22 protein-coding genes and 2 tRNA genes are annotated in these 16,609 nt (G+C 66.6%); 8 read left to right on the top strand and 16 right to left on the bottom strand.

Annotation, left to right across the window (positions count from 1 at the left end; all coding sequences use genetic code 11):
- Window positions 1-319: 319 nt before the first annotated feature.
- A complete protein-coding gene (locus LPZ50_RS10680) occupies window positions 320-706 on the bottom strand; it encodes a thioredoxin family protein (protein ID WP_230661131.1) in 387 nt (128 codons plus the stop codon).
- 66 nt (window positions 707-772) lie between these two features.
- On the opposite strand from LPZ50_RS10680, the gene LPZ50_RS10675 reads away from it, so the two are divergent.
- From LPZ50_RS10675 to LPZ50_RS10665, 3 genes are all read left to right on the top strand, one after another.
- The gene (locus LPZ50_RS10675) at window positions 773-1,576 is read left to right on the top strand and encodes an EI24 domain-containing protein (RefSeq protein ID WP_230661128.1); all 804 of its coding nucleotides are present in this window, start codon (window positions 773-775) and stop codon (window positions 1,574-1,576) included.
- Between the two features lie 19 nt (window positions 1,577-1,595).
- Window positions 1,596-2,396, top strand: coding sequence for a competence/damage-inducible protein A (locus LPZ50_RS10670; protein ID WP_230661125.1), 801 nt, complete (start codon window positions 1,596-1,598; stop codon window positions 2,394-2,396).
- A 161-nt stretch (window positions 2,397-2,557) separates the two neighbouring features.
- The gene (locus tag LPZ50_RS10665) at window positions 2,558-3,409 is read left to right on the top strand and encodes an IclR family transcriptional regulator (RefSeq protein WP_230661134.1); all 852 of its coding nucleotides are present in this window, start codon (window positions 2,558-2,560) and stop codon (window positions 3,407-3,409) included.
- A 51-nt stretch (window positions 3,410-3,460) separates the two neighbouring features.
- On the opposite strand, the gene LPZ50_RS10660 is transcribed toward LPZ50_RS10665, so the two are convergent.
- The 4 genes from LPZ50_RS10660 to LPZ50_RS10645 all read right to left on the bottom strand — a co-directional run bounded on the left by LPZ50_RS10660 (window position 3,461) and on the right by LPZ50_RS10645 (window position 6,593).
- Window positions 3,461-4,375 (bottom strand): LysR family transcriptional regulator, encoded by a 915-nt coding sequence (locus tag LPZ50_RS10660; protein ID WP_230661122.1) that lies wholly within the window; start codon window positions 4,373-4,375, stop codon window positions 3,461-3,463.
- Between the two features lie 45 nt (window positions 4,376-4,420).
- Complete coding sequence (locus LPZ50_RS10655) at window positions 4,421-4,669, bottom strand: hypothetical protein (RefSeq protein WP_230661119.1); 249 nt, start codon at window positions 4,667-4,669, stop codon at window positions 4,421-4,423.
- 6 nt (window positions 4,670-4,675) lie between these two features.
- A complete protein-coding gene (locus tag LPZ50_RS10650) occupies window positions 4,676-5,449 on the bottom strand; it encodes an SDR family oxidoreductase (RefSeq protein WP_230661117.1) in 774 nt (257 codons plus the stop codon).
- A gap of 166 nt (window positions 5,450-5,615) precedes the next feature.
- Window positions 5,616-6,593 (bottom strand): tripartite tricarboxylate transporter substrate binding protein BugD, encoded by a 978-nt coding sequence (locus LPZ50_RS10645; RefSeq protein WP_230661115.1) that lies wholly within the window; start codon window positions 6,591-6,593, stop codon window positions 5,616-5,618.
- A gap of 344 nt (window positions 6,594-6,937) precedes the next feature.
- On the opposite strand from LPZ50_RS10645, the gene phaP reads away from it, so the two are divergent.
- Entirely contained in the window at window positions 6,938-7,513 is a 576-nt protein-coding gene (phaP, locus tag LPZ50_RS10640; RefSeq protein ID WP_230661112.1) for a TIGR01841 family phasin, read from the top strand.
- Between the two features lie 137 nt (window positions 7,514-7,650).
- On the opposite strand, the gene LPZ50_RS10635 is transcribed toward phaP, so the two are convergent.
- The 8 genes from LPZ50_RS10635 to LPZ50_RS10600 form a co-directional block, all read right to left on the bottom strand.
- Window positions 7,651-8,691, bottom strand: coding sequence for a quinone-dependent dihydroorotate dehydrogenase (locus tag LPZ50_RS10635; protein ID WP_230661110.1), 1,041 nt, complete (start codon window positions 8,689-8,691; stop codon window positions 7,651-7,653).
- 42 nt (window positions 8,692-8,733) lie between these two features.
- On the bottom strand, window positions 8,734-9,468 hold the full coding sequence (locus LPZ50_RS10630; RefSeq protein ID WP_230661107.1) for an arginyltransferase: 735 nt from the start codon (window positions 9,466-9,468) through the stop codon (window positions 8,734-8,736).
- Window positions 9,469-9,529: 61 nt separating this feature from the next.
- Entirely contained in the window at window positions 9,530-10,291 is a 762-nt protein-coding gene (gene aat, locus LPZ50_RS10625; protein ID WP_230661104.1) for a leucyl/phenylalanyl-tRNA--protein transferase, read from the bottom strand.
- A gap of 3 nt (window positions 10,292-10,294) precedes the next feature.
- Window positions 10,295-10,876 (bottom strand): NUDIX hydrolase, encoded by a 582-nt coding sequence (locus tag LPZ50_RS10620; protein WP_230661101.1) that lies wholly within the window; start codon window positions 10,874-10,876, stop codon window positions 10,295-10,297.
- Between the two features lie 45 nt (window positions 10,877-10,921).
- Complete coding sequence (locus tag LPZ50_RS10615) at window positions 10,922-11,524, bottom strand: DUF2946 family protein (RefSeq protein WP_230661098.1); 603 nt, start codon at window positions 11,522-11,524, stop codon at window positions 10,922-10,924.
- A gap of 11 nt (window positions 11,525-11,535) precedes the next feature.
- Complete coding sequence (locus LPZ50_RS10610; RefSeq protein WP_230661096.1) at window positions 11,536-11,760, bottom strand: hypothetical protein; 225 nt, start codon at window positions 11,758-11,760, stop codon at window positions 11,536-11,538.
- 112 nt (window positions 11,761-11,872) lie between these two features.
- Window positions 11,873-11,946, bottom strand: a tRNA-Cys gene (locus LPZ50_RS10605).
- A gap of 94 nt (window positions 11,947-12,040) precedes the next feature.
- Window positions 12,041-12,847 carry an AraC family transcriptional regulator gene (locus LPZ50_RS10600; RefSeq protein ID WP_230661094.1) on the bottom strand — a complete coding sequence of 269 codons (807 nt, stop codon included), beginning with the start codon at window positions 12,845-12,847 and terminating at the stop codon, window positions 12,041-12,043.
- 97 nt (window positions 12,848-12,944) lie between these two features.
- On the opposite strand from LPZ50_RS10600, the gene LPZ50_RS10595 reads away from it, so the two are divergent.
- Window positions 12,945-13,196, top strand: a complete 252-nt coding sequence (locus LPZ50_RS10595) for a hypothetical protein (RefSeq protein WP_230661091.1) — start codon at window positions 12,945-12,947, stop codon at window positions 13,194-13,196.
- A 163-nt stretch (window positions 13,197-13,359) separates the two neighbouring features.
- Here LPZ50_RS10595 and LPZ50_RS10590 read toward each other — a convergent pair whose 3' ends face one another.
- Window positions 13,360-13,980: a hypothetical protein gene (locus LPZ50_RS10590; protein WP_230661088.1), complete on the bottom strand. Its 621-nt coding sequence runs from the start codon at window positions 13,978-13,980 to the stop codon at window positions 13,360-13,362.
- A 79-nt stretch (window positions 13,981-14,059) separates the two neighbouring features.
- Window positions 14,060-14,135 (bottom strand) — tRNA-Gly (locus LPZ50_RS10585).
- 187 nt (window positions 14,136-14,322) lie between these two features.
- On the opposite strand from LPZ50_RS10585, the gene LPZ50_RS10580 reads away from it, so the two are divergent.
- Entirely contained in the window at window positions 14,323-14,877 is a 555-nt protein-coding gene (locus tag LPZ50_RS10580; protein WP_230661085.1) for a DUF2478 domain-containing protein, read from the top strand.
- On the top strand, window positions 14,874-15,671 hold the full coding sequence (locus tag LPZ50_RS10575; protein WP_230661081.1) for a class I SAM-dependent methyltransferase: 798 nt from the start codon (window positions 14,874-14,876) through the stop codon (window positions 15,669-15,671). Before LPZ50_RS10580 ends, LPZ50_RS10575 begins: the two co-directional genes overlap by 4 nt.
- A 19-nt stretch (window positions 15,672-15,690) precedes the next feature.
- Here LPZ50_RS10575 and LPZ50_RS10570 read toward each other — a convergent pair whose 3' ends face one another.
- Entirely contained in the window at window positions 15,691-16,341 is a 651-nt protein-coding gene (locus tag LPZ50_RS10570; protein ID WP_230661078.1) for a glutathione S-transferase N-terminal domain-containing protein, read from the bottom strand.
- A gap of 83 nt (window positions 16,342-16,424) precedes the next feature.
- Here LPZ50_RS10570 and LPZ50_RS10565 point away from each other — a divergent pair.
- On the top strand, window positions 16,425-16,609 hold a 185-nt coding region (locus LPZ50_RS10565; protein ID WP_230661075.1), incomplete at its 3' end, for a LysR family transcriptional regulator.

The raw sequence follows: 16,609 nt of genomic DNA, 5'->3' as shown, positions 1-16,609 counted from the left end.
TTGATCTCGCGGCCGCGAGCGCGACCGCCGCGGCGCGTCGGCCTACACGGCGCCGCGCCAGCCGGTCGATGACTTTTTCTACAAGCCGTACCAGCCGGCCAACCCGCCGGCGCCCGACCAGGCCGAATCCAAGTCCGACTCGCGTTCCACCGCTCCCAAGCGGCAGGTGGCGGTGCTGTTGGGCGGCAATCGCAAATCTTGATGGGTGTCGGCACTTCACCGCGCTTGTGCGCGACCCGCTCCGGGATGAAGACGGTGGGGCCGAAGCGGGCAAGCCGCGAGGTGGGAAGCGCGTAGCGCTTCGGGGTGGGGCTTTGTTTCAGCCGGCCAGCAGCGCCGGCACATTGGGCAGGCCGGTAGATACCGCGGGGCTGTCGGGCCCCAGGCTTTCCAGCAGGCGTTCCAGGTGGGCGATATGCGGCAGCATGGGCCCGTAGAACACCACGCGCGCGCCAATTTGCACCAGCAGGGTGGGGAAATTCTCGACGTCTTCGTCGCCGAGCAGGTCGGGGTGGTCTTCGATGTCGATCCACGCATACACCCGCCGGGGCTGGGCGGCGGCCAGGCTGGCCAGTTTGGGACGGTACTGCCCGCAGGTGTCGCACCACGCGGCGCAAAAGCACGCCACCAGCCATGTGTCGTTGTCTTGGGAACGCAGCGCGTCGCGCAGCGCGGGGGTGTCGGGTCCGGGAACGAGCAGGGGCATGGCATCAAATCGTAGCGTGTTTGAGACTATCATACCCGGCATGTATATCCACCCCTTGCCCGCGACATGATTCCTCCCCGTCCTGATTCCCCTGCACCCGGATCCGCGCGCGGCGCCGTGTCGGGCGCGGCTGGCGTGGCCCAGGCCTTCAAGCGCGCCCTGGTGTCGCAATGCCATCCCAACATGCTGTTCGCGGTGCTGTTGCCATTCCTGGTCGCCTTGCTGGGCGCCCTGTTGCTGCTGTGGCTGTTCTGGACGCCGCTGACCGAATGGCTGAACGTGCAGGCCTCGCAATGGCAGGTGGTCAACAACGTCGACGCCTGGCTGGTCGGCATCGGTCTGTTTTCGATCAAGCTGTACTTCATTCCCGTCATTGCCGCGGCCATCTTGTTGCCCATTTCGGGCATTCTGGGCCTGGCCATCGCGGCGGTGTTCGTCATGCCGCTGGTATTGCGCCATGTGGGCTCGCGCGAATACGCCGGCGTCGCGCGCCAGGGCCGCAACGCCACGGCCTACAGCGTATGGAACGCCATCTGGGTAACCGCGGTATTCGCCGCCGGCTGGGTGCTGACCCTGCCGTTCTGGCTGATTCCCCCCATGGCGGTGCTGCTGTCGATATTCTGGTGGGCCTTTGCGTTCTCGCGCATGATGCGCGTGGATGCCATTGTTGAACACGCCAGCCCGGCCGAACGCCGCGTGCTGTTCGAACGCCACAATACCGGCTTCTGGACCATCGGCCTGATCTGCGCGTTGTTGAACCTGCTGCCGCCGGCCTGGATCATCCTGCCGGTGTATGCGGGCCTGGTAAACGCCCATTATGGGCTGGAAGCCCTGCGGCGCCTGCGGCAGGAACGTGTCATCGAAGCCTGACGCTTATTCCGGAAACAACATGGCAGCCTCTCTTTCCCGCCGTATCGGCCTGATCATCGTGGGCGATGAAATCCTGTCCGGCCGGCGCCAGGACAAGCACTTCGGCAAAATCGTCGAATTGCTGGGCGCGCGCGGCCTGCATTTGTCCCGCGCCCAGATCCTGCCCGACGATCGCGCCGAACTGACCGCGGCGCTGCGCAGCAGTTTCGCGTCGGGCGACATCGTGCTGGTGTGCGGCGGCATCGGCGCCACCCCCGACGACCACACCCGCCAGGCCGCGGCCGCGGCGCTGGGCCTGCCGCTGCAATTGCACCCCGAAGCCGAACAGGCCATCACGCTGCGCGTGTCCGACATGGCGGCCAAGGGGCAGGGTACGGCCGACATGGCCGCCCCCGAAAACCAGCAGCGCCTGCAAATGGGCATGTTTCCGGCCGGCTGCGAGATCGTGCCCAACCCGTACAACCGCATCCCGGGGTTTTTCATCCAGGATCACACCTTCGTCCCGGGCTTTCCCGTCATGGCGTGGCCCATGCTGGAATGGACGCTGGATACACGCTATCGTGCACTGCACCACACCGTGGCCCATGTCGAGCATTCCTTCCTGGTGTTCGGCATTCCCGAATCCCGGGTGGCGCCGGTCATGAATTCCCTGCAACAGCGCTGGGCCCAGGTACGCGCGTTCAGCCTGCCCAGCGTGGGCGAAGCCGGCGGGCCGCCCCATATCGAACTGGGCGTCAAGGGCGAACCCGAAGGCGCCGCGCAGGCGCTGGCCTACCTGCAGGAAGAAGTGCTGCGCCTGGGGGGCCGGCTGGCGCCCTGACCCCATGCAATCGGGCGGTTGGGGCGGCCCGCTGGAATGCCGGGTTGCCAAAACGCCGACAAAATTTCACAATACGGGAAAAGGTCTGATGGTGCGCTGCCGCATAGGCGCCTCAGGCCGCCGCAACGTTTCGTACCGTCGATCCCACTGTGACTTCTTCCATGTCAGCTATTGCGCCGGGCCCGGACAGCGAGCATGCCTCGGCCCAGTCTCCCATTGCCATCCAGGTGATCGAGCGCGCCATGCGCCTGCTCGACGCGCTGGCCGCCCATTCCGATCCCGTTACCCTGAAAGAGCTGTCGGCCACCACGGGGCTGCATGCTTCCACCGCCCACCGCATTCTCAATGACCTGGTGGTGGGGCGCTATGTCGAACGCGTGGACAACGGCCTGTACCAACTGGGCATGCGGCTGCTGGAACTGGGCTCGTTGGTGAAAGGGCGCCTGAACGTGCGCGAGGCAGCCATTTCGGCCATGCGCTCGTTGCACAAGCTGACCGGGCAGACCATCAACCTGTCGGTGCAGCAGGGCGACGAAATCGTCTATATCGACCGCGCCTGGAGCGAGCGTTCCGGCATGCAGGTGGTGCGCGCCATCGGCGGCCGCGCTCCGCTGCATCTTACGTCCACCGGCAAGCTGTTCCTGTCCACCGGCGACAGCCGCCAGGTGCGCGCCTACGCGCTGCGCACTGGCCTGGCCGGCCACACCCGCAACAGCCTTACCGATCTGGAACGCCTGGAGCGCGAACTGGCGCTGGTGCGCCGCCACGGCTACGCGCGCGACAACGAAGAACTCGAGCTGGGCGTGCGATGTATTGCGGCGGGCATTTTCGACGACACCGGCAAGCTGGTGGCCGGCCTGTCGATTTCCGCGCCCGCCGAACGCCTGCAAGACGAATGGATCCAGGCCCTGGTCGAAGCGGCCCGCAACATTTCCGAGGCCCTGGGCTATGAACCCACGGTGGCGCCCAATGGCGCGGGCAAGGGCCTGGCGCCGCACGCCGTGCGCACGTGACGCGGCCCGCGCGGCCTGCGCGATCTGCGTAGCGCAGCGAAATATCCGCCTTCAGGCTGGCGGCTCCAGGTGGGGGGCGATCAATTCCTGGAACCATTCCTGAAAGGCCAGCAAGCGCCGCGAGCGTTGGCGGCGATGAGGGTAAAGCAGCGATACCGGCATGGGGGCAGCGCGCTTATCGGGCAGTACTTCGATCAGTTCGTTCCGGTCCAGCAGGTGCTGCACGTCGAAACGGGGAATCTGGATCAGTCCCAGCCCGGCCCGGCAGCATGCGATGTAGGTCTCGGCATTGTTCACCACCACGCGGCTGGGCACGGCCACGCTTTGCACGCGGCCGTCGGCGTGCGCGCATTCCCAGTCGAGTTCGCGCCCGGTGCTGGCCGACGCATAGCCTACCGACCAGTGGCCTTGCTGCAGGTCGTCCAGGCCGCGCGGCAGGCCGTGTTCGTACACATAGCCGGGGCTGGCGCAGTTGATCAAGGCAATGCGTCCTAGCGGGCGGACCACCAGGCTGCTGTCGTGCAGGATACCGAAGCGCACCACGCAGTCCACGCCTTCGTGTACCAGGTCGATGGCCCGGTCGGTCGACCCCAGCACCAGCCGCAGTTCGGGGTGGCGGCGCAGGAATTCCGGCAGAGCCGGCGCGACCAGGCGCCGGCCGATGCGGCTGGGCACGTCTACATGCAGGCGCCCCGTTACCTTGCGATGGCCGGCGCGGAACATATGGTCAATGTCTTCCACGCTGGCCAGCAGCGGCCGGACACATTCCATCAATTGCGCGCCATCGGCCGTCAAGGTCACGCGCCGCGTGGTCCGGTGCAGCAGCCGCACGCCAAGCTGGGTTTCCAGTTGCTGGACGGCAGCCGACACCGACGCCCGCGGCAATTCCAGCGCGTGGGCTGCCTTGATGAAGCTGCCCATGTCCGCCACCTGGGCGAACACCCGGTACTGGTCGAACCTATCCATGGGTACCGCCGCTGCTGGCCGGCCGTGCGTTGGTGCTTGCGGGATTCATGGGCGCGATTGCCACCACAGCCCCCAGGCCACCGCGGCCGGGACGCCGAACAGCGCCAGGTGGATGGGCAGTTCCTGCCCCAGGGTATAGCCGTGCGACAGGCCGGTGCACAGGTTCCAGGCCGAGACGGCCAGCCATGCCAGCGTGAACAGCCCGGCAGCCCATAAGCGATACGCCGGGGGCGTCAGCCGCACTGCCGCTGCGGCCAACACCACGCCCACCACAATGAATATCAAGGTACGCATAATTGCCTACTTGGTGGTATAGCCCCCGTTGATCAGGATGGTTTGCCCGGTAATCCACCAGCCATCGCTGACCAGGTGGCGGATAAAGGGCACGACATCCTCGATGTCGGTCAGGCCGGTTCTGGAAAACGGCGACAGGGCCGCGGCGGTCTTATGGTACGCCACGGCGTCCGCCTCTTCGGCGGGATAGAAAAACGGCGTGTCCATGGGCCCGGGGCCGACGGCCGTCACCGAAATGCCGCGCGCGCCGAATTCCTTGGCGGCGGCCCGCGTGAAATGCTCTACCGGGGCCTTGGTGCCCGCGTAAGCCGCATAGAACGGCGTGAATGCGCCCAGCAGCGAGGTCACCAGGGTCAGGATCTTGCCGTTGTCGTTCACCTGCCTGCCGGCTTCCTTGAGAAAGAAGAATGCCGATTTCGTGTTCACCGCGCTCATGTCATCGTACTCGGCCTCGGTGATCTCGCTGAATGGCTTCTTCAGCACCTTGCCTACCGTGTTGATGGCGATATCCGGGCGGCCCACGGCCGCCACTGTATCGGCGAACAGTTTTTCGATGGCGCCGGCGCTGGTCAGGTCGCCTTGCAGGGCCAGCCCCTGCGCGCCCGCGGCCTGGATGGCCTGGACAGTGGCGTCGGCGTCGGCCCGGGAAGACGCGCTGTTGTAATGGACGGCCACGGCCTTGGCGCCTTGCGCCGCCAGGTCGCGCGCCACCAGGCCGCCCAGATTCTTGGCGCCGCCGGCGATCAGCACCACTTTGCCTGCAATGGAATGGTCTGCCATACGAAATCTCCGTCATGGTGGGATGAAGAATTCAGTCTAGCGAGCCGCCGTGGCGCGATCAGCCCCCCGGCCCTGGATGGATTGTCCAGGAAACCGTTCTAATCGCACAATAAAAAACCCCCGGCATGCCGGGGGTTCAGGGGCCCGAAGGCCGGGATTATTAGTCTTATTGTTTCGGTACGCCGGCCTTCTTGAACAGCTCGGCCCATTGCGGTACTTGCTGCTGTACCTTGGCTTCCAGCGCCTTGGGATTGGCTTCTTCTTCCAGTACCGCCGCGCCCAGGCCCGCCATGCGTTCCTTGAACTTGGGGTCGGCCAGGCCGGCCTGCAGCGCCTTCACCAGCTTGTCAACCACCGGCTGGGGCGTGCCCTTCGGTACCCACATGCCGTGCCAGATACCTACTTGGAAGCCCTTGAAGCCCGATTCGTCCATGGTGGGCAGGTCGGGCAGGGTGGGCACGCGCTTCAGGCTGGTGACGGCGTAGGCCTTCACCTTCTTGGCATTGATGTGCTGCGTGGTGTTGGTGGTCTGGTCGCACAGCAGGTCGACCTGCTTGCCCAGCAGGTCGTTCATGGCCGGACCGGTGCCCTTGTAGGGGATGGTCAGCAGGTCGACGCCCAGGGCATCGACCAGCATGGTGCCGCACAGGTGGCTGGCCGCGCCGATGCCGGCGTTGGCCAGCGACACCTTGTCTTTATTGGCCTTGATGTACTCGACCAGTTCCTTGATGTTGTTGGGCGGGAAGTCTTCGCGCGCGATGACGGTCATGGGCACGTCGACCACCAGGCCCACTGGCACGAAGCTCTTGGCCGGATCGTAGCCGGGGTCTTTATACAGCGATGGCGCCGTGGTGAACCCCAGATGCATCAGCAGCACGGTGTAGCCGTCCGGTTCGGCGCGGGCCACGTACGAGGTGCCGATGGTGCCGCCGGCGCCAGCCTTGTTCTCGACCACCACGGTCTGGCCCAGCGTGGGGCGCATGGCCTCGGCCAGCGAGCGCGCCACGTTGTCGGTGGGGCCGCCCGCCGAGAAGGGCACGACCATGTTGATGGCCCGTTCCGGGTATTCCGCCTGGGCGGCGCCGGCTGCGAACAGGGCGCCCGCGGCCAGCAGCGCCGAAAGCGTACGGGGGATGAAAGTCATGAGGTCTCCTGAGCCGCGCGATTCGCGGCGGTGTTTTCACTTTAGGCTGACGATTCTTTCTTGGAGTGTCATCAGTTGGTCGCCAGTGTAGAAAACAATGGATACGCCGTCATCCGGGTATTTCCCCCGAGTCTGCGGTGCCGCAAGAATGCAACATCGGGGCAGTATGCTGCGATGCATCAAAATCGCTTGACAGCGGGTCCAGGACCCGTAAAATGGAGTTTGTGCAATGCAACAAACGGGCCGGCGATAGCTTGCAGTACCGGTTTTCGCGCACGTTTTCTTTCGTCGCCAAACATCGTTATTCGCCGGAACGCCCCCGGCTCTTCTTCTAGGAGACCCTCATGACCGCCATTCCGCAACAAATTCTGGATCAGCAAAAATCCGCCCTGGACACCCTGGTTGCCACCCAGGCCACGCTGTTCTCCGGCTTTGAAAAGCTGGTCGACCTGAACATGAAGGTCGTCAAGGCCACGCTGGACGAAGTGGCCCAGACGTCGCAACAAGCCGTCAGCCTGAAAGACCCCCAGGAAGCCGCCGCTTTCACCAGCGGGCTGGTGCAGCCGGGCGCCGAAAAGGCCCTGGCCTATGGCAAGCATGTGTATGACATCGTCGCCGGCGTGCAAGGCGAACTGGCCAAGCTGGCCGAAGCCCAGGTGGCTGAAGGCCAGCAACAGCTGGCTGCCGCCGTCGAGCAGTTCTCGAAGAACGCTCCCACCGGCTCGGAAAGCGCCGTGGCCCTGCTGAAATCGTCGCTGGCCACTGCCAACGGTGCCTACGAATCGCTGACCAAGGCCGCCAAGCAGGCCGCCGAAGTCGCCGAATCGAACCTGAACGCCGCCGCCAACGCCACGTTCAAGGCCGCCAGCGATGCCGCCGAGGTGGCCACGAAGTCCACGCGCACCCGCCGCGCCGCCTGATTGCCGCCGAAGGGCTGTTGTTGTATCGCAGTCTGTGTAGTACTGTTGAGTGACAGAGCAGAGCTGGAATTAGCCACCCTACGGGGTGGCTTTTTTTTGCGCCGCCGCCGGCGGGCTTTTGCTGCGTTGCGGGATGTTCAGGCGGCGATTGCCCGGACGCATTCGCCCACCAGGGCCGGGCCCCGGTAGATCAGGCCGGTGTACAGCTGCACGGCATTGGCGCCCGCATCCATTTTTTCGCGGGCATGGCGGCCCGATACCACGCCGCCCACCCCGATAATGGCCGCGTCCGGCCCCATGCGCTGGCGCAGGCGCGCAATAACGGCCAGCGACAGGGCATGCACCGGCGCGCCGGAAAGCCCGCCCGCCTCGTTGGCGTGGGGCTGCCCGGTTACCGCATCGCGCGACAGGGTGGTGTTGGTGGCAATGACGCCGTCCACGCCGTAGCGCGGCAGTACGTCGGCAATGGCGTCGATCTGGTCGTTGGACAGGTCGGGGGCGATTTTTACCGCCAGGGGCACGTGGCGCTGGTGGCGGTCGGCCAGTTCGGCGCGCTTGTCGCGCAGTTGCGCCAGCAGGGCCGACAATTCGTCGCCGCCCTGCAGGGCGCGCAGGTTCTGCGTATTGGGCGACGAGATATTCACCGTGACATAGTCGGCGTGGGCATACACGCCCTCCAGGCCCAGCAGGTAGTCGTCGGCCGCGCGCTCGATGGGCGTGTCGGCGTTCTTGCCGATGTTCAGCCCCAGCACGCCGCCTTGCTGGCGCCACTGGCTGCGCTGCACGTTGGCGATGAAGGCTTCCAGCCCCTGGTTGTTGAACCCCAGGCGGTTGATCAGCGCCTGCGAGCGCGGCAGGCGGAACATGCGCGGCTTGGGGTTGCCGGGTTGCGCGCGGGGCGTCACCGTGCCCACTTCCACGAAACCGAAACCCAGGTTGCCCAGGGCATCGATATAAGCGCCGTTCTTGTCCAGCCCCGCGGCCAGCCCCACGGGGTTGGACAGCGGCAGCCCCATCAGCCGGGTGGGGGCCTGCGGCTGCGCATGCAGCAGCCTGCGCGTGGCGCCGCAATCGTAGGCGCGTTGCAGGCCGGCCAGCGTGACTTCATGGGCGGTTTCCGCGTCCATGGCAAACAGGGCCGGACGCGCCAGGGGATAGGCTTGGAAAAAGATGGACATGGGGCGCCATTGTAGCCAGTTTGCCCCGCCGCGCGGGCCGGGTCAGAACAGATCGGACGGTGGTTCCTGCCAGGTGCCGTCCAGGTGCATCTGCAGGGGTTGGAAGCCCGACTTGTAGGCCATTTTCCGGCTGTCGCGGATCCAGTAGCCCAGGTACAGCCAGGGCAGGTTCAGGGTGCGGCACTGCTCGATTTGCCACATCACGTTGTAGGTGCCCAGGCTGCCGCGCGCCTGCGGGTCGTAGAAGGTATAAACAGACGACAGGCCATCGTCCAGCACGTCGATGATGGACACCATGGCCAGGGCGCCGCCGCTGTCGCGGAACTCGACCAGGCGGGTATTGACGCGGCTGGTCAGCAGGAACTGGGCATACTGGGTGCGGCTGTCTTCGTCCATGCCGCCGCCGGGGTGGCGGCCCTGCTGGTAGCGGGTGTACAGGTCGTAGTGTTCGGGCGACCAGGCCAGCTCGGCCACGAAGGCGCGCAGGCCCTGGTGGCCGCGCCAGGCGCGGCGCTGGCTACGATTGGGGGTGTAGCGGGCCGCGTCCACGCGCACCGGCACACAGGCGCGGCAGTTGTCGCAATGGGGGCGGTAAGTAAACAGGCCGCTGCGCCGGAAACCCTGTTCGACCAGTTGCGAATAGGCGCCCGCATTGATCAGGTGCCCGGGCGCCGCCACCTGCGAACGCGCCTGCCGTCCGGGCAGGTAGCTGCACGGGTAGGGGGCAGTCGAATAGAACTGCAGGGTGGCGAAAGGTAGTTCTTTTAGCTGGCTCATCGGCGCCCCGGGCAGGTAGCAGGCCGGCCCGGGTATTTCCACATCTTAACGCCGAAGCGGCTCAGGACCACAACCGGGAAGGGCTGGCCGGGCGCAGCGCGCCCTGGCTGTCCAGCCAGCCCGGCTGCCAGGCAGGCGCGGGCCGGGTCACTGCCTGGCGCACGTGTTCGACAAAGCGGGCGCGCGGCACCGGGCTTGCGCCCAGGCTGGCCAGGTGGCGCGTCTGTTGCTGGCAATCTATCCATTCCACCCCCGCATTGCGCAGGAACTGCACCAGATAGGCCAGCGCCACTTTCGACGCGTTGGGCGCCAGCGTGAACATCGATTCCCCGAAGAACATGCCGCCCAGGCTGATGCCGTAGAGGCCGCCGGCCAGTTCGCCGTCGATCCAGGTTTCGACGCTGTGCACCGCACCCGCCGCATGCCAGTCGCGATACGCCTGCTGCATGGAGGGGTTGATCCACGTACCCGCCTGGCCGTCGCGTGGGGCCGCGCAGTGCGCCATCACCGTTTCGAACGCCGTGTCGACCCGCACTTGCACGTGCGGCAGCAGCCCGTGTTCGTCGCGGGCGATTTGCCGCAGCAGTTTGCGCAGCGAGCGCGAGGGGGCGAAATCCGCGCAGGCCAGCACCATGCGCGGGTCGGGGCTCCACCACAGTATGGGCTCGCCTTCGCTGTACCAGGGAAATACGCCGTTGGCGTACGCCGCCGCCAGGCGCGGCAGGGACAGGTCGGCACCCGCCGCCAGCAGGCCGTCGGGGTCGCGCAGCGCCTGCTCAACCGGCGGAAAGGGCGTGTCGGGGGCGAGCCAGGGCAGTTTCAAGGGTCAGCGGTGCGATTCGAGCGTGTAGCGGTGCGTGCCGAAGCTGCCGCGCCTGCGGTCTTCCAGGAACTGCTTCAGGGTGGTGGCCACCGTGCGGAACGACAGGTCGTCCCAGGGGATGTCGGCCTCGTCGTAGTACCGGGCTTCCAGGCTTTCGGGGCCGGGGTCCAGTTCCGGGCCCAGGGCCCGCGCCAGGTAGAACACGTGCACCTGCTCGATCTGCGGCACGTCTATCATGGTGAACAGCTGGCCCAGCTCGATCTGCGCGCCCGATTCTTCCAGGGTTTCGCGGGCCGCCCCCTGCGTGGTGCTTTCGCCCAGTTCCATGAAGCCCGCCGGCAGCGTCCAGGTGTTGTAGCGCGGTTCTATGGCCCGCCGGCACAGCAGGATGCGGTTTTCCCAGACCGGCACCGTACCCACCACCAAGCGCGGGTTCTGATAATGAATGGCGCCGCAGTGGTCACAGATGTCGCGCTCGCGGTTGTCGCCATCTGGCACCCGGCGGTTGATGGGGGTGCCGCACTGGCTGCAGAAGCGCGCGCGGCGCGGCGCGGGGAAATACGTCGGGGGCGATTGGGCGGTCATGGCGTCGATTCTACCGGCACTCGGCGGCCTTGCGCCGCCTCGATATTACGCGCGCGGGTTGGCCACGAAGCCCAGCAGTCCGGGAATGTCGCCCCGGCGCACGCCGCACTGCAAGGGCGCGGCCGGCGCGTAGGCCGGATGCGCCAGGCGTACCGTGCCGGCCTGGCCAAAATCGGCCTGGTCCAGCGCATCCACCAGGGCCACGCCGGCGGGTTCGGCCCGCAGTTGCCGCAGCAAGGGTTCCAGCTCGCGGTCTTCGACCATGCCGGCGCCAGCGTCGGTGCGCGCATACAGCCTGCCGGTATCGTCCAACCACCAGCCCGCCACGCTGCCGACCGCCCGGCCAGTATGGGTAACCAGCCCGGTGCCGGCGTCGGCCCGCCGCAATATGCAAGGGGCCGCGTCCAGGCGCACGTATACGCGTTGCGGGCCGTTCTGGAAGTACCAGCGTCCGGCGTCGTCCGATTCGTAATTGCGGCCGATGAAGGCCACGATCTGCGGGCTGGTGATCGTGTCGCCCGGCCCGCCTTCGGCGGCGTCGCCCTGTTCGTGGATCAGCCAGCGTCCGCGCTCGTCCAGTGACAGCCAGCCGTATACGGCGGGAACGTCGGGCCATTTGGCCAGGGCTTGCTTGACGGAGGGATCCATGGCGGCGCCGATCAACCCAGGCCGAAATGGGTGCGGATGGCTTCGCCGCAATTGCCCTTGGCGGTGGTGTATTGATCGCCGATTTCGGCGCATTGCTCGGCCACGGCCAGGGCGAAAGCCTGCAGCGCGGATTCGTCGGCGGATTCCAGGCCGGCGCTGCGCGCCAGGCTCATTAGCTCACCCACGCCCAGGCCCAGGGCGTCGGGATCCGGCGGGGTCGCGTCGTTGCGGTTCATCCTGTTCTCCTTGCGGGCACCAGGCTTTCAAGGCTATCACTGTTTGCCCGGTAGCGGCCCGGTGCGGCAGCCCAAAGAAAAAGGCCCCCATTGCTGAGAGCCTTGTTCTTGCTGGAGGCGCAAGCCGGAATCGAACCGACGTACACGGATTTGCAATCCGCTGCATAACCACTCTGCCATTGCGCCAGGGCGTTAATTGCCAAGCCCACCATTATACAGGATTCCGTCTGCGGATGTTCTGTCGCCCCCGTACCCGGGTCAGGTGGGTGGATGAATAGGATCAGTCTTGTTCGGGAAGCGGCGGCCCCTGGCGCAGCCGGGTCGCATAGCGGCCGGGGGTAGCGCCGAAAGTGTCGCGGAACAGGGCGATGAAGGCGCTGACATTGTCATAGCCCAGGTCCAGTGCGACGGCCGTGACGGGCCGGCCCCCGGCCAGCAGTTCCAGTGCGCGCAGCAGGCGCACGCGTTGCCGCCATTCGGTCAGGCTGAAGCCGGTTTCGGCCACGAAGCGGCGGCTGAGCGTGCGTGGCGCCATGCCGGCCCAGGCGGCCCATTCGGGCAGCCGCCGTTCATCGCCGGGCCGGTTGGCCAGGGCCTGTGCAATTTTCAGCAGGCGTGCGTCGCGCGGCATGGGCAGGCCCAGTGAAGGCCGGGGCAGGGTGCGGATTTCATCCAGGATGACCCCGGCAAGCCGCGAGCGTGGCGCGTCGAAGGGCCCGTCCGCCCAGGACGCGGCCCGCAGTACGGCCGCGCGCAGCAGATCCGAGGCGGCCAGGATGCACGGCTGGGCGGGCAGTTCGGCGCAATCGGATGGCGCGACGTAGACGCTCCAGCCCGAGAACGGGCCGTGCGACCGCAGGCCGTGCGGGGTGCAGGGAGGTATCCAGACCGCATGTGTGGCCGGCACCACCCAGCGGCTGTGGCCGGCGTCCACCGACAGCAGGCCTTGCGAGGCGCCCAGCAGTTGCCCGCGCGCATGGCGGTGGCGGCGGGTCAGGCGCACCGTGCCGGACTGCCGCGCCACCGCGAGCAGCGGCGGCCCGCCGGCGGAGGAGGCCTGGTCGGGCGGAATCAGCGTGGGGCTCATGCGTGGCGCGAAAAGACTATCGATTGGCTGTTATACCGTACACAGGCCAGCTGTACGCGCCTACGATGGTACCGTCTGCAACTTCAAGGAAACCGCCATGCGTGCCGAAGACATACTGCCCAATGAGCAAGACCAGGTCGAGCGCGGGGGCGTGGTGATCCGGAAAGGCAGTGTGGGCGCCTTTCTGGCCAACGCCGCGGTCTGGGGCGACGCGGCCGCCGATGCCGCGCACCGGCAGGCCGCCGAACACGACATCATCCAGGCCTTGCCGGCCCTGCGGGCATTGGGATTGTTCCAGGTGTTCGCCATCCGCGACCCCGCGCTGCGGCGGCTGGTGGATGCCCATTGAGCCTCCTGCCGCTATTTTGAAATAGGCACCTTCAGGGTAAAGCCGGGTGTCTGGCACCCTGACGGGAGCCAGACACCCGGCAGTATCCGCGCAAACTTGCCACGATGGCCGAGGTAGCGCCTGGCCTACTGAGCCCGGCGCGCGGATGCCGCAGGCTCAAGCGTCACGCCTGGGCCGCCTGCCGCAGCCACCGCACATAAGCCGAGCGGGTCACTTCAGACACCGATTCCAGCACTTTCTGGTGCTTGACCTGGTGGCGTACCAGCAGGCGCGCGTCGGCGACGGTGCGGGATTTGCAGAACCAGTGGCAGCTGTGCTGCAGCAGGTACAGTTCGGCCGACAGGTGGAAGGCGCGCGTCTTGGGGTCCCAGCTGTCGACGTTGTCCACCGCGTGGCGCAAGCCGGCGGCATGGATATGCAGCAGGGCGCCGAAATCCCGCAGCGCCGCCGCGGGCAGAAAGCGTTCGCCGTAGGGCACGCAGAACGATAGCGCGCCCATGCGAGTGGCTTGCGGGCCGTCTTTCTGCATGGAACTGGCCAGCGTCTGTACCTGGGCCGCCACGGCGCGTTCGGTCTGGGCGAAGGTTTCCAGCACCTGGAGCTGGCGGCTTTCGGAGTCTTCATGGATGGCGCGGGTATAGCCCTGCGTCAGGGTTTCCATGTGCCGCTCGAGCTGCAGGTTGGCCAGATGCCTGCCCAGCAAGGCAATTTTCGAGCGCTGGTAGCGCGCCCGCAGCACCTGCCACACCACGAAGACAGCCAACAGGATCAGTGCAACGTCCACCGCTTGTGCCCCTTTAATGCCCGGCCACCGTGCCAGGCCAAAAAAAAGCCCAGACCGTGGTCTGGGCTTTTCCGGAAACTGGAGCGGGAGACGAGTCTCGAACTCGCGACCTCAACCTTGGCAAGGTTGCGCTCTACCAACTGAGCTACTCCCGCATGTTTTAGTGCTTGCCATGGGCGAGCACCAAAGAAAAAAATTATAGCATGGTTTTTTGCGGCCTGCCATCCACCTGTCGCCCTAGGCCGGTATCGGGCTTGGGGCTGGCGGCCGGCCGGTATAGAGTGGAGCGCGTCATTCACCCGTAACCCGGGCCGGGCGCCAGGCGCGCCTTGTGCTTTATCCATGTCTTCCCGCCCTGTTGCCCCCGCCGCCATCGCCGCCTTGGTCTATTCCCAGCCGCCCCATGGGGCGGATGAACTGCTGGCCGCATTTGCCGCCGACATGCAAGCCCGTGGCCACCGCATCCACGGGCTGGTGCAGCGCGAAACTACCGCGCCCGATGGCCGCGGCCGGCCGCAACGCCGCCTGGCCGATTTGCGCACGGGGCGGCTGTACCGTCTTTCCCAGGACCTGGGCCCGGGCTCGCGGGCGTGCAGCCTGGATCCGGGCGCGCTCAGCGGGGCCAGCCAGGTGCTGCGCGACGCGCTGCAGGCGCGGGCGGAATTGGTGATCGCGAATCGCTACGGGGCGCAGGAAGCGGAAGGCGGCGGCTTCGCCCAGGAAATGCTGGCCCTCATGAGCGAGGGCATACCCCTGGTAACGGTGGTGTCCGGTGCGCTGCTGCCCGCCTGGCGCCGCTTCACCGGCGAAGGCGGTGTCGAAATGCCGGTGGCCCGGGCCGCGCTGCAAGCCTGGTTCGACCAACTCTGCATCCATCGCCAGGGCGGGGCGTCATGACCATAGAATCTGTTGATTTCGCGCAGTTGTATCGCGATCATCTGGCACAGGCCCGCGGCAAGCCCAAAACCGCCCAGGCCTGGGACGAACGCGCCGGCGAACTGGGCCGCCGCATCGGGCACAGCCGCTATGCGCAAGACTTCATCGCCCGCATGCGGTTCGACGACGCCCGCACGCTGCTGGATGTGGGCTGTGGTCCGGGCACCCTGGCGCTGCCTTTGGCCGGCAGAATGGAACACGTGGTGGGCCTGGACTACAGCCAGGGCATGCTCGACGCGCTGGCGCGCAATGCGCAGGCACAGGGGCTGCATAACGTGCGGCCGCTGCTGCGCGCCTGGGAAGATGACTGGTCCGACGTGCCGGCATGCGACATCGTGATCGCCTCGCGGTCGTCGGTGGTGGAGAACCTGGCCGGGGCGCTGGAAAAGCTGCACGCCAAGGCTCGGCGGCGGGCCTACCTGACGCACCTGGCGGGCGGGCATTTCATTGACCCGGCCATCCAGCGGGTGGTCGGCCGCGCGCGGCCGGCCATGCCCGACTACATCTACGTGATCAACATGCTGCACGGCATGGGCATCCAGCCTACGCTGGACTACATCACGGTGGACAGCCAGTTGGCCGGCGCCGCCGACTTCGATGATTATGCCCGGCGCGTGGCGCGTTCGATGGGCGGGTTGGACGACGCCGAACGCCAGCGCCTGCAGGACTGGTACAAAGACGCATCGCCGCGCCAGCGTGCCGGGGCGCCGTTGCGTTGGGCCCTCATCCATTGGGAAACCGAATCCAGCGCGTAGCACTGCCGCCGTCCTGCGTTCACCCGTCCAGTGTCACCGCTTCGCGTTGCAGCACGGTCTGCACCGCGGGCCGTTGAGCCGCCTGCAGGCTGGAGGCCGTCCAGGCCGGGCAATCGGTGCGCATGTCCAGGCCGATGCGGTTGCCCCACCGGTACAGCACCAGCAGGAAGGGATCCACGATGGAATAGCCCGAAGCCAGCGCCCAGGCATTGCCGTCGGCGAAATGGCGTTCGATTTTCCGGTTGGCCTCGATGATGGTCTGCCGGCCCTGGGCGCGAATGCCGTCGTGCAGGGTTGTGTCGGCGCTAAACCGCGCGGGGCGCCATAGTGCGCCATAGCCGGTGGCATGCACCCAGGCCGCCAGCCATCCCAGCCATTCCAGTCCGCGTGCGGACTCGATGGCCGAGTCCGCCGGCAACAGGCCGGCTTGCGGATACTGCCGGGCCAGGAACGCCAGGATAGCCGGCAACTCGGTCAGCACGCGCGGCTGGCCTGGAATTTCCAGTGCCGGTACGCGTGCCTTGGGGTTGATGGCCAGGTAATCCGGTTGCAGATGGGCGCCCTGTGCCAGGTTAAGGCCTTCCAGGGTGAAGTCCGCGTGGACTTCTTCCAGGACGATGTGCGCCGCCATGGAACATGCGCCAGGGGAATAAAAGAGTCGGTATGTCATGACAGGCAGTCTATGGACGGCCCGGCGGCGCGACAAACCAAGATTTGTGAGAGCTGGGTATTAGTGATATTAATGCGCACATCATGGCCGGCCGACCCTTACCTCCGCTACAGACGCTGCGCGCCTTCGAGGCGGCCGTGCGGCTGCGCAGCTTCACGCGCGCGGCCGACGAACTAGCGCTGACCCAGGGCGCGGTCAGCCAGCACATCCGGCGGCTGGAATTGGCGCTGGGCGCGCCGCTGTTCACCCGCGAGCACCAGGGCGTGGC

Source organism: Bordetella petrii (assembly GCF_020991325.1).
GTDB lineage: Bacteria > Pseudomonadota > Gammaproteobacteria > Burkholderiales > Burkholderiaceae_B > Bordetella_A > Bordetella_A petrii_E.
The sequence above is the reverse complement of the archived record's forward strand: the minus strand, read 5'-3'. Positions and strand labels throughout refer to the sequence as shown.

Bases quoted from the DNA above. Each gene is read 5' to 3' on its own strand.
- LPZ50_RS10680 (WP_230661131.1), bottom strand. From the start codon at position 706: ATGCCCCTGCTCGTTCCCGGACCCGACACCCCCGCGCTGCGCGACGCG.
- LPZ50_RS10675 (WP_230661128.1), top strand. From the start codon at position 773: ATGATTCCTCCCCGTCCTGATTCCCCTGCACCCGGATCCGCGCGCGGC.
- LPZ50_RS10670 (WP_230661125.1), top strand. From the start codon at position 1,596: ATGGCAGCCTCTCTTTCCCGCCGTATCGGCCTGATCATCGTGGGCGAT.
- LPZ50_RS10665 (WP_230661134.1), top strand. From the start codon at position 2,558: ATGTCAGCTATTGCGCCGGGCCCGGACAGCGAGCATGCCTCGGCCCAG.
- LPZ50_RS10660 (WP_230661122.1), bottom strand. From the start codon at position 4,375: ATGGATAGGTTCGACCAGTACCGGGTGTTCGCCCAGGTGGCGGACATG.
- LPZ50_RS10655 (WP_230661119.1), bottom strand. From the start codon at position 4,669: ATGCGTACCTTGATATTCATTGTGGTGGGCGTGGTGTTGGCCGCAGCG.
- LPZ50_RS10650 (WP_230661117.1), bottom strand. From the start codon at position 5,449: ATGGCAGACCATTCCATTGCAGGCAAAGTGGTGCTGATCGCCGGCGGC.
- LPZ50_RS10645 (WP_230661115.1), bottom strand. From the start codon at position 6,593: ATGACTTTCATCCCCCGTACGCTTTCGGCGCTGCTGGCCGCGGGCGCC.
- phaP (WP_230661112.1), top strand. From the start codon at position 6,938: ATGACCGCCATTCCGCAACAAATTCTGGATCAGCAAAAATCCGCCCTG.
- LPZ50_RS10635 (WP_230661110.1), bottom strand. From the start codon at position 8,691: ATGTCCATCTTTTTCCAAGCCTATCCCCTGGCGCGTCCGGCCCTGTTT.
- LPZ50_RS10630 (WP_230661107.1), bottom strand. From the start codon at position 9,468: ATGAGCCAGCTAAAAGAACTACCTTTCGCCACCCTGCAGTTCTATTCG.
- LPZ50_RS10620 (WP_230661101.1), bottom strand. From the start codon at position 10,876: ATGACCGCCCAATCGCCCCCGACGTATTTCCCCGCGCCGCGCCGCGCG.
- LPZ50_RS10615 (WP_230661098.1), bottom strand. From the start codon at position 11,524: ATGGATCCCTCCGTCAAGCAAGCCCTGGCCAAATGGCCCGACGTTCCC.
- LPZ50_RS10610 (WP_230661096.1), bottom strand. From the start codon at position 11,760: ATGAACCGCAACGACGCGACCCCGCCGGATCCCGACGCCCTGGGCCTG.
- LPZ50_RS10600 (WP_230661094.1), bottom strand. From the start codon at position 12,847: ATGAGCCCCACGCTGATTCCGCCCGACCAGGCCTCCTCCGCCGGCGGG.
- LPZ50_RS10595 (WP_230661091.1), top strand. From the start codon at position 12,945: ATGCGTGCCGAAGACATACTGCCCAATGAGCAAGACCAGGTCGAGCGC.
- LPZ50_RS10580 (WP_230661085.1), top strand. From the start codon at position 14,323: ATGTCTTCCCGCCCTGTTGCCCCCGCCGCCATCGCCGCCTTGGTCTAT.
- LPZ50_RS10575 (WP_230661081.1), top strand. From the start codon at position 14,874: ATGACCATAGAATCTGTTGATTTCGCGCAGTTGTATCGCGATCATCTG.
- LPZ50_RS10570 (WP_230661078.1), bottom strand. From the start codon at position 16,341: ATGACATACCGACTCTTTTATTCCCCTGGCGCATGTTCCATGGCGGCG.